The organism is Anabaena sp. UHCC 0253, from assembly GCF_009712085.1.
GTDB lineage: Bacteria > Cyanobacteriota > Cyanobacteriia > Cyanobacteriales > Nostocaceae > Dolichospermum.
This window is the reverse complement of sequence record NZ_VILD01000008.1, coordinates 1-9,979: the sequence shown is the minus strand read 5'-3', so window position 1 is coordinate 9,979 and position 9,979 is coordinate 1. Positions and strand designations below refer to the sequence as shown.

General features: G+C 40.3%; 10 protein-coding genes and 1 rRNA gene. 7 read left to right on the top strand and 4 right to left on the bottom strand.

Going from position 1 to position 9,979, the window contains the following annotated elements:
- Positions 1 to 6: 6 nt before the first annotated feature.
- A complete protein-coding gene (locus FJR38_RS20050; RefSeq protein ID WP_168539015.1) occupies positions 7 to 315 on the bottom strand; it encodes a hypothetical protein in 309 nt (102 codons plus the stop codon).
- 238 nt (positions 316 to 553) lie between these two features.
- Here FJR38_RS20050 and menB point away from each other — a divergent pair, with 238 nt between their 5' ends.
- Complete coding sequence (gene menB, locus FJR38_RS20045; RefSeq protein ID WP_168539013.1) at positions 554 to 1,387, top strand: 1,4-dihydroxy-2-naphthoyl-CoA synthase; 834 nt, start codon at positions 554 to 556, stop codon at positions 1,385 to 1,387.
- Positions 1,388 to 1,577: 190 nt separating this feature from the next.
- Here the strand turns inward: menB and FJR38_RS20040 are convergent, their stop codons facing one another.
- The gene (locus FJR38_RS20040; protein ID WP_168539011.1) at positions 1,578 to 1,931 is read right to left on the bottom strand and encodes a hypothetical protein; all 354 of its coding nucleotides are present in this window, start codon (positions 1,929 to 1,931) and stop codon (positions 1,578 to 1,580) included.
- A gap of 355 nt (positions 1,932 to 2,286) precedes the next feature.
- Positions 2,287 to 2,829 carry a DUF721 domain-containing protein gene (locus FJR38_RS20035; protein ID WP_168539009.1) on the bottom strand — a complete coding sequence of 181 codons (543 nt, stop codon included), beginning with the start codon at positions 2,827 to 2,829 and terminating at the stop codon, positions 2,287 to 2,289.
- A gap of 217 nt (positions 2,830 to 3,046) precedes the next feature.
- Between FJR38_RS20035 and FJR38_RS20030 the strand changes: the two genes are divergently transcribed.
- The 5 genes from FJR38_RS20030 to FJR38_RS20010 all read left to right on the top strand — a co-directional run bounded on the left by FJR38_RS20030 (position 3,047) and on the right by FJR38_RS20010 (position 7,876).
- Positions 3,047 to 4,198 (top strand): hypothetical protein, encoded by a 1,152-nt coding sequence (locus FJR38_RS20030; protein ID WP_174764068.1) that lies wholly within the window; start codon positions 3,047 to 3,049, stop codon positions 4,196 to 4,198.
- Between the two features lie 151 nt (positions 4,199 to 4,349).
- On the top strand, positions 4,350 to 5,060 hold the full coding sequence (locus tag FJR38_RS20025; RefSeq protein ID WP_168539007.1) for a PspA/IM30 family protein: 711 nt from the start codon (positions 4,350 to 4,352) through the stop codon (positions 5,058 to 5,060).
- Between the two features lie 163 nt (positions 5,061 to 5,223).
- Entirely contained in the window at positions 5,224 to 6,015 is a 792-nt protein-coding gene (locus FJR38_RS20020) for a PspA/IM30 family protein (RefSeq protein ID WP_168539005.1), read from the top strand.
- 265 nt (positions 6,016 to 6,280) lie between these two features.
- Positions 6,281 to 6,616, top strand: a complete 336-nt coding sequence (locus FJR38_RS20015) for a co-chaperone YbbN (protein ID WP_168539003.1) — start codon at positions 6,281 to 6,283, stop codon at positions 6,614 to 6,616.
- A gap of 66 nt (positions 6,617 to 6,682) precedes the next feature.
- On the top strand, positions 6,683 to 7,876 hold the full coding sequence (locus FJR38_RS20010) for an LL-diaminopimelate aminotransferase (RefSeq protein ID WP_174764067.1): 1,194 nt from the start codon (positions 6,683 to 6,685) through the stop codon (positions 7,874 to 7,876).
- Positions 7,877 to 8,005: 129 nt separating this feature from the next.
- On the opposite strand, the gene nadC is transcribed toward FJR38_RS20010, so the two are convergent.
- Positions 8,006 to 8,872, bottom strand: a complete 867-nt coding sequence (gene nadC, locus FJR38_RS20005) for a carboxylating nicotinate-nucleotide diphosphorylase (protein ID WP_168499199.1) — start codon at positions 8,870 to 8,872, stop codon at positions 8,006 to 8,008.
- 417 nt (positions 8,873 to 9,289) lie between these two features.
- Between nadC and FJR38_RS20000 the strand changes: the two genes are divergently transcribed.
- Positions 9,290 to 9,979, top strand: a 16S ribosomal RNA gene (locus FJR38_RS20000); the annotation flags it as partial.

Here is a 9,979-nt window from a genome sequence, read left to right as displayed (position 1 = left end):
TGTAGATTACCTTTTCGACTTTATGGAAACAATAGTAATACCTCTTTCACGATTGACTTTAAAAACTGTATAGGTTTCTTTTTTATTCTTAAAAACAATTTCATTTTCTTCATTTACTTTCACAATATAGCCATTTACTAAAATCTTGCCAATTTTAGAAATGGGATCTTTCCAACGAATATATCTAAGAGCTTTATCAAAATTCACTGGACTAAAACAACTTTCAATTAAACCAACAGCGTAAAATTTTTGGTAAATCAGCCAAAAAGTAATAATAGAAAATATGCTAAAAATTAATTTTGGTTGAATCATCATTCTCTCTTATTTCTTCTGGCTATGCTGTCCACAACAATTCTATTTTATTCTATTGACTTGTCATAAGGAAAGAATTAACCGCAGATAGAAGATGATGGACGCGGATAAACGCAGATAAATTTGTATCTTAGTAGACTAGGAAACGCTATAAATATTTTCAAAATTAGTGTTTGTCTCTTTTTTCATTTGCTCCTTATCCGCGATAAAATTTTCAAGCACAATCAACCCACCTATAACCATGCAAATAGACTGGAAAACCGTCAAAACCTACGAAGACATCATCTATCAAAAAAGCGACGGTATCGCCAAAATCACCATCAACCGTCCCCACAAACGTAACGCTTTCCGTCCTAAAACCGTATTTGAACTATACGAAGCCTTTTGGGATGCTCGTGAAGATAGAAGTATTGGTGTAGTCCTATTTACGGGTGCTGGACCCCATACAGATGGTAAATACGCTTTCTGTTCAGGTGGTGATCAAAGTGTACGCGGACAAGCTGGTTATGTAGATGATGCTGGAATTCCTCGCTTAAACGTCTTGGATTTACAGCGTCTCATTCGTTCCATGCCGAAAGTAGTTATTGCCTTAGTAGCAGGCTATGCTATTGGCGGAGGCCATGTTTTACATTTAATCTGTGACTTGACTATTGCCGCCGATAACGCCATTTTTGGACAAACAGGCCCCAAAGTTGGTAGTTTTGACGGTGGTTTTGGTGCAAGTTACCTGGCCAGAATCGTCGGACAAAAAAAAGCCAGAGAAATATGGTTTTTGTGTCGTCAATATAATGCTGAACAAGCTTTAGAAATGGGTTTAGTTAATACCGTCGTTCCTATAGAAGAACTAGAAACCGAAGGTATACAATGGGCGCAAGAAGTCTTAGAAAAAAGCCCCATTGCGATTCGTTGTCTCAAATCCGCCTTTAACGCTGACTGTGACGGACAAGCGGGGTTACAAGAACTTGCCGGTAACGCTACCCTCCTCTATTACATGACAGAAGAAGGAGCAGAAGGAAAACAAGCATTTTTAGAAAAACGTCCCCCGAATTTTCGGGATTTTCCTTGGCTACCTTAGACATATATCAAAATCGCACCTTCCTGACAGGTGCGATTTCTAAAGATATCAAAATTGGCAACACTCAAAAATTTAAAGTCAAATCTTATTTCTGCTTTACAGGAAATTAATTACAGTAACAATAGGTGGTTACGGTATATTGTAGGTAAATCTAGTCAAAAATCTAGTTATAAAGACTTTTTTCTCAGTTTTACTGCTGATTGCTAACTGTTGATTGCTGAAATTTTTTGTAAATTAGCGCCCTCTGATTTTCTACCTCTTGTGCAGCGGAAGTAGGAATATCTTCAACGGAGGCCACTGTAAGATTGTCTAACTCAGACGGAAGAGTTTGAGAAGCCGACAAAACAGGTCTGGCTACTGGTAAACTCCAAGCATCTTCTAAAGTTTCCCATGAAGGAGCAAACGCTGGTAACGCGAAAGGACAAGCTTTCCAAACCCCTTGGACTGGTGCGCTCAACTTTTCGCACATACCACCACGGCGACCCTCTGGCTGGTAATGACGACAATATCGACAGGTAGATGTTAGACGCTTAATTGATTTCATGTGGCTTCATCTTCAGTGCCGTGTAGGACTAATTATCACATTTCTATATTTTGCTGCTTGGGCAAAATAGGCATGAAGGGCAAAAAGTTATTATTGGATATGGGTTATAGCCATAATTATCTGTAAAAAAACTTTAGGATGTCTTTATATTCTTGTTATATTTGTAAATCATTTTTAGAGTGCGTACATATTGGTTTTTGTCTAAAACTTATTGGGGATCAAGGTTAAAAGTGGGATTTTAGATTTGTCAACGGTTTGAAAACCCTACTTTTGAAAGATGTAACATTACTTTTTAGAACCTAATTTATTTAACGATTCAGCAAGACCTAAATACTGCTATCAATATCTAGAAAGTCTACTCCAACAGCTTAGTAGCACAGAGAGAACAAACATTCCAGCGTTCGATTTCACCAGGTGGAGTGGGACATTGACATTGGGGACATAAAGGGAGACCATGCGATCGCACTTGCATGATTTTAGCCCAATTTTCAAAAGCGCCCAGGGCATTTTCACGATTGGGTGTAACTTTCACTGCCGTCATATCATCAGCGACATAACTGGGGTGTTCTGATGCAGAAACAGTTGTTTGTGTTCCCGTTATTGATGAACTATTCCACTCTGCTGTCGAAAATCGAATATCTACTAAGGACGTAGACAGCTTATGGTTTAATTTCATGAGTATAGTTTTCCGTCCAAAGGTTAAATTTTGCGCCCAAGCAGCACTGGAAGTTGCTACCCACACTACATCACGCTGAATTGATAAAGGACGAGTTTGAGCAGCAACTGGATTACCTACAACTTCTACCCAACACTTGAGTAACCGCGGAAATAGTTGCTCTTGCCATTGTGCTGACCGTTCAATATTACCTAAAACATGATTAATTGATTTAAAAGACATATTGTGCCAGTATTTTTACTATTGTTAGCATTTAGCGGTTAGCGGATACCTCATAGCCACTAACGATAAGTTACTAGTTTGGGAATCAGCAAAAGGCGCATGATGTCAGCCATACTTCTAACTAGCAACTTGGGTAAAATAACTGAATACTTACAAATAATTTTCGTTAGTATATTAAAAATCCACTGACTTATTTACCATTACACCATCTTAACCAATGAATCCAAATCCCCTGATAGATTCGGCTAGATCCTCTCAAAAGGTAGCTTTAAACCCTGTCCTCACTACAGCCCTGGCTAGTTTAGAAGTGCAGTTAGATCAAGAATTAACCCGATACAGACGCACACGCAAGACGGCTCGAAAACAAACGGCAGGAAGTGTAGAAAGTTACATTAGATATGAAAAAACAGCCCTGTTAAACGATATTCAATTACCAAATGTTCCTACCATTCCTTCTGAAAATCCTCTACCAACTACTGAGACTGAAGTATTTAATTCTGCTCAGAAATTTCCTTCTCAGGGAATAGAGGAAAACCCAACTTCTCCAAACTCAGAAAAATTGAGCAGCAGTCTAGTTATCACCAAAATTCAACCCGCTGACAATCCCACGCTTCTGCAAACAAGTGATACTCCCAAAGAACCAGATGATTATTTAGAATCTAGTGAAGCACTATTGCGGAGTTTGACAGCAGAAAAAACAAAAATTCCTACTTCTCCCTATTCCCGCGATAGTGTGTTATCACCTGTGGGTATTGGTTCAATGTTGTTGTTATTATTAGCAAGTTTAGCTTTAGGCTATGTTGTCTTAAATCCCAAAAATTTACCTCAGTTGAATTTAAGCAAATTACTTAACAGTGATTCATTACCAACTGCTGAAAATACAGAAATCCCACCTAGTAATGAGTCAAGCGTCACACCCATAGCCAAATATCCTAATTTAGCTACCCAAGAATTTCGCCAAGTCAGAGATCCTAAAGATATAGTAGGTTTAACACCAAAGGTGAGACCAACGCCCCAAATTACATCAACTCCTTTAGCTATTCAACCACCCATAAAGCCTATTTCTCCCTTACCAACCCTTCCCCCTCTACCTAGTAGAGTCCTATCCACACCTCTACCCATGCCCACATCTGCCTCATTACCCCCAATAGAAGATGTGAAACCGTCAGCCAATGGGTACTATTACATTATTGCTGATCATCAAGGTGATCAGACTTTAGCAGCAGCACGACAAGTAGTTTCTGATGCTTATTTATCACCAAATCAAAAATTTATTTATTTGGGTGCTTTAAAAACTAAAGATGATGTTAAGCGCAGATTACAGGAACTAGAAGCTAAAGGTATCAAAGGCCGAGTACAGCAGCCATAATTGCCAAAGGTGAAGGGAATTTTTTCATTGAACACCTTGGCAATTGCTATATGATTGAGAATGGCTAGATTAAAAATATCATGCTGAGATTTTCTGAATTCAAAAGTGAAAAAAACCTCATAGTCCGGTAAATGGTCAAGGTAGAGCCTACATGGAAGTGATGAAGCGTATTCTGCGGGTGATTCGCGCTAATTTTAATAGTCTAGTTAGCAATGCAGAAGATCCAGAAAAGATTCTGGAAAATACTTTCATGGAGATGCAGGAGAATTTGGTACAATTGCGTCAAGGAGTAGCTCAAGCGATCGCTACCCAAAAGCGCACAGAACGCCAAGCAGCAGCGGCAGAATCCCAATCTGAAGAATGGTATCGTCGCGCCCAATTATCCCTCCAACAGGGTAATGAATCTCTAGCGCGAGAAGCTCTCACCAAACGCAAATTTTATCAACAAACTGCGACAACCTTAATTAGCCAAATTCAGCAGCACAAAGATGTCGTAGCTAAATGGAAGCAGGATATGCGGACTCTAGAATTGAAATTGGCTGAGGTAAAAACTAAAAAAGATATGTATATTGCTCGCGCTCGTTCGGCCGAAGCTTCTTATAGACTCCAAGAAATGTTAACTGGATCTTCTGCTACATCAAGTATGAGTGCATTAGAACGAATGGAGGAAAAAGTTTTACAGATAGAAGCACAATCAGAAGTTGCTAGTACACTGGGTGGAGATGATCTGGAAAAACGATTTGCATCTTTAGATTCTGATCATGATATTGATACGGAACTCGCAGCCATGAAAACTTCTCTGCTAGATCAAGGGGAAAATTCTCAACCCAGGAAAAATTTACCGAAAGCACCAGAACTATAAGTTTGGTTGGTTAATATAGCTAATTGATAAGTTGATGATTCAGAATAGAAAAGAAGATAGTAATCCAGACTGGAAAGACTACATTGGAATAGGTAGCTATTAATATAGTAAAAAAGCTAACTATCTAACCAAGCGCGTAAACCTCGAAAGGAAAAATAAATTTATGGGATTATTTGATCGCCTTAAACGAGTTGTTGGTGCTAACCTAAACGATTTGGTCAGTAAAGCCGAAGATCCAGAAAAAATGCTGGAGCAAGCCATCCTGGAAATGCAGGAGGATATGGTGAAGTTGCGTCAAGGGGTAGCCCAAACCATCGCTGCCCAAAAACGGACTGAGAAACAGTATAATGATGGACAAAATGAAATTAATAAGTGGCAACGCAACGCTCAACTCGCTATTCAAAAAGGTGATGAGAACCTAGCGCGTCAAGCTTTAGAGCGCAAAAAAACTTATACTGATACCAGTGCAGCCCTAAAAGCCAGTTTAGATCAACAATCTACTCAGGTTGAAACCCTCAAACGTAATTTAATCCAGTTAGAGAGCAAAATTTCTGAAGCTAAGACTAAAAAAGAAATGCTCAAAGCTCGGATTACTACAGCCAAAGCCCAAGAGCAACTCCAAGGTATGGTTAGTGGTATGAGTACCAGTAGTGCCATGTCTGCTTTTGAGCGGATGGAAGAAAAAGTTTTGATGCAAGAAGCTCGCGCTCAGTCATCAGCCGAGTTAGCAGGTGCAGATTTAGAAACTCAATTTGCACAATTGGAATCTGGTAGCGATGTTGATGATGAATTGGCTGCTTTGAAAGCATCGCTTGCACCTGCTCCAGAACCAAAACTCCTAACTCCAGAGCAAACAAACACTGCACCTCCGACCCAATCAACCAGTACAGCTAAATCTACTGAACCAGTTGATGCTGAATTGGAAGCCCTACGTAAACAATTGGATAATCTGTAGTTTTTGCAGATAATTCAATTCAGTTAATCCCACACATCTCACGTTGTGGGATTTCGCTTCATTAGTAATTGATGATTGGTAAATCTAATCCCAATTTTCAAAATGATTTTGACCAAGTTCAAGATAAAAATCTGATAATGTAAGTATTTGATTAGCTAAAATTCAAAATTTAAAATCCAAAATGTTATAACAACTGACTCTCAGATTGGGATAAAGTATTTTGTAAACGAACTTGATTAATTTATGCTACTTTATGGAGACTATAATGAACAAGGGTGTAATCACTATCACTGATGCTGAGTTTGAAACGGAAGTGTTAAAAGCCGAGCAGCCTGTATTAGTCTATTTTTGGGCTTCCTGGTGTGGTCCTTGTCAATTGATGTCACCAGTAATTAACGCGGCTGCTACAACTTATAGCGATCGCCTGAAAATTGTGAAAATGGAAACTGACCCCAATCCACTCACTGTCAAGCAATATCAGGTAGAAGGTCTTCCCGCTCTGAGGTTAGTCAAAGGAGATCAACTATTAGAATCTGTTGAGGGAGTAATTGGTAAAGATAAATTACTCGGTTTTTTGGATAAGCATTTAAATACTAATTAGTTATCGGTTAGTGATCAACACTCCATAGTTTTTGATCACTAACTCATGACTAATGATCAATGACTAATGACTAAAATGCAATTTGCAACCCGGTTACAACCCTTAAAATCTAATGTATTTGCGGATATGGACACAGCCAAGTCTATAGCTTTGGCTGCTGGAAGAGAATTAATTGATTTATCTTTGGGTTCTTCAGATTTACCTGCCCAAGATCATGTCATTGAAGCGATCGCTCAATCTCTCCATGATCCTAGCACTCATGGCTACTTATTATTTCGTGGTACTCAGAGTTTCCGTCAAGCCGCAGCCCAATGGTATGAGCAAAAATTTGGTATCCCAGTTGACCCAGAAACTGAAGTTTTACCTCTAATTGGTTCTCAAGAAGGAACAGCCCATTTACCTTTAGCCGTGCTTAATCCCGGCGATTTTGCCCTATTATTAGATCCTGGTTATCCTTCCCATGCAGGTGGAGTATACTTGGCGAGTGGTCAAATTTACCCAATGCCAATAAAACCGGAAAATAATTTTTTACCAGTTTTTAGTGATATTCCCGTCACTGTTTTAGCTCAGTCGCGGTTGATGGTCTTAAGCTATCCTCATAATCCTACCAGTGCGATCGCCCCTTTATCTTTCTTCAAAGAAGCCGTAGCTTTTTGTCAACAACATAATATAGTTCTTGTTCACGATTTCCCCTACGTTGATTTAGTTTTCGCAGAAGAAACCCAAAATCCAAAATCCCCTGTTCCCTCAATTTTGCAAGCTGACCCCGAAAAAAGCGTTTCTATTGAATTTTTTACCCTGTCTAAGTCTTATAATATGGGCGGCTTCCGTATTGGTTATGCAATTGGTAATCCACAATTAATTCAAGCCTTGAAGCAAATCAAAGCCACCGTTGATTTTAATCAATATTTGGGAATTTTAAACGGAGCGATCGCTGCTCTCACAGGACCCCAAGATGGTGTAAAATCTGCTGTTAAGATTTTTCGTCAACGCCGCGACACCTTCATTAAAGCCTTACACAGCATCGGCTGGAACGTTCCCACACCAGAAGCCACAATGTACATTTGGGCAAAATTACCCCCTAAATGGAGTCAAAATTCCATAGAATTCTGCACCGAATTAGTTAAACAAACTGGTGTAGCGGCTTCCCCAGGTGTCGGATTTGGTAAATTTGGTGAAGGATACGTTCGTTTTGCATTGGTGCAGAAACCAGAAACATTAGAAACTGCTGTCAAAAGAATTTCTAAATTTCTCTATTAACCCAACTTCCTAGTCATAGTTAGGGCTGGTAATTGTTAATTGGTGATAAAATCTCAGTCTTAATCCTGTTCATCCTTAAATCCTGTAAATCCTGATTCTGACAATTTCCCTCACTAGCAACTTACGTTATTAACCCATTCTCATACTCAAATCCAACCACTTAGACTGAGTAATTGGCGCACTGCTAGAAATATAATCAACACCAGTTTCCGCCACAGCCCGAATGGTCTCCAAGGTTACATTTCCTGAAGCCTCAATTTTCACCCGACTATCTTCTTCACGAATCAACAATACAGCCTTACTCATCATATCCAAAGGCATATTATCCAACATAATAATATCGGCTTTATGCTGTAAAGCTTCCCGCACCTGTTCTAAATTTTCCGTCTCTACTTCAATTGTCAAAGGATAAGGAATTTGAGAACGAATGCGGGTAACAGCTTCTCCAATTCCTCCAGCCGCGACAATATGATTATCCTTAATCATCACCGCATCATCTAAGCCCATTCGGTGATTAATCGCACCACCTAAAGCAGTAGCATACTTTTCCAAAATTCTCAACCCTGGTGTAGTTTTGCGCGTATCCACCAATTGAGCAGGTAAGTCAGCAATTTTTTCTACATATATATTAGTCAGAGTGGCAATTCCACTCAACCGCATCGCCAAATTCAACGCCACCCTTTCACCCATTAACAGCGAATCCAGTGAACCGTTAATTTCCGCTACTACCTGTCCTGGTTCACACTTTACTCCCTCAGCGGTAATATTCAAAAAATCAACTTGATGATTCAAAAGCTGAAACACCCTAGCCGCAATCGGTAAACCAGCAATTATTCCCGGTGCTTTCGTGATCCACTTAGCCTTTCCTCTCGTTGGATTTTGGGATAATAGAGACTGAGTAGTGCGATCGCCTCTACCAATATCCTCCAACAACCAACTTTGCAACAATTGATCCAGCACCAAAAACGGTGGTAGTACAGCCACTGAACTCTTCATATCATCATCTAATCTCTATATCCACTCAACACTACCAATAATTGTTTCTCATTCCGTAATTACTCAAAAAAATACCAGAGATGGAACTCAACAAACTCAGACAAATCAAAAATACCACTCACCGGACAGAAATCTCGGAAATATTAACGCCCACAACCCTTAACCCACAACAATTACAACCAAAAAAAATAAACAGGAGTAAAAATAGTTTGAAAAAGTAGTTGACAAACTAAAGTAGGTTCGATATATTAAATAAGTGCCGGAGAGCGAAGCCAAACAAAGCAACGCCGAAAGCGCACCGAACCTTGAAAATATTATAGTTTGAAAGCCAGTATACAACAAGTACCCTGCGTCAGAAAAAGAAAATAACCTGACCGTGGTTGTAAAAACGGTTGAAAGAGCTAAAAAGAACGAACCAAAATGGAGAGTTTGATCCTGGCTCAGGATGAACGCTGGCGGTATGCTTAACACATGCAAGTCGAACGGAATCTTTAGGGATTTAGTGGCGGACGGGTGAGTAACGCGTAAGAATCTACCTTCAGGTTCGGGACAACCACTGGAAACGGTGGCTAATACCGAATGTGCCGAGAGGTGAAAGGCTTGCTGCCTGAAGAAGAGCTTGCGTCTGATTAGCTAGTTGGTGGGGTAAAAGCCTACCAAGGCGACGATCAGTAGCTGGTCTGAGAGGATGATCAGCCACACTGGGACTGAGACACGGCCCAGACTCCTACGGGAGGCAGCAGTGGGGAATTTTCCGCAATGGGCGAAAGCCTGACGGAGCAATACCGCGTGAGGGAGGAAGGCTCTTGGGTTGTAAACCTCTTTTCTCAGGGAAGAAAAAAATGACGGTACCTGAGGAATAAGCATCGGCTAACTCCGTGCCAGCAGCCGCGGTAATACGGAGGATGCAAGCGTTATCCGGAATGATTGGGCGTAAAGGGTCCGCAGGTGGCATTGTAAGTCTGCTGTTAAAGAGTCTAGCTCAACTAGATAAAAGCAGTGGAAACTACAAAGCTAGAGTACGTTCGGGGCAGAGGGAATTCCTGGTGTAGCGGTGAAATGCGTAGATATCAGGAAGAACACCGGTGGCGAAAGCGCTCTGCTAGG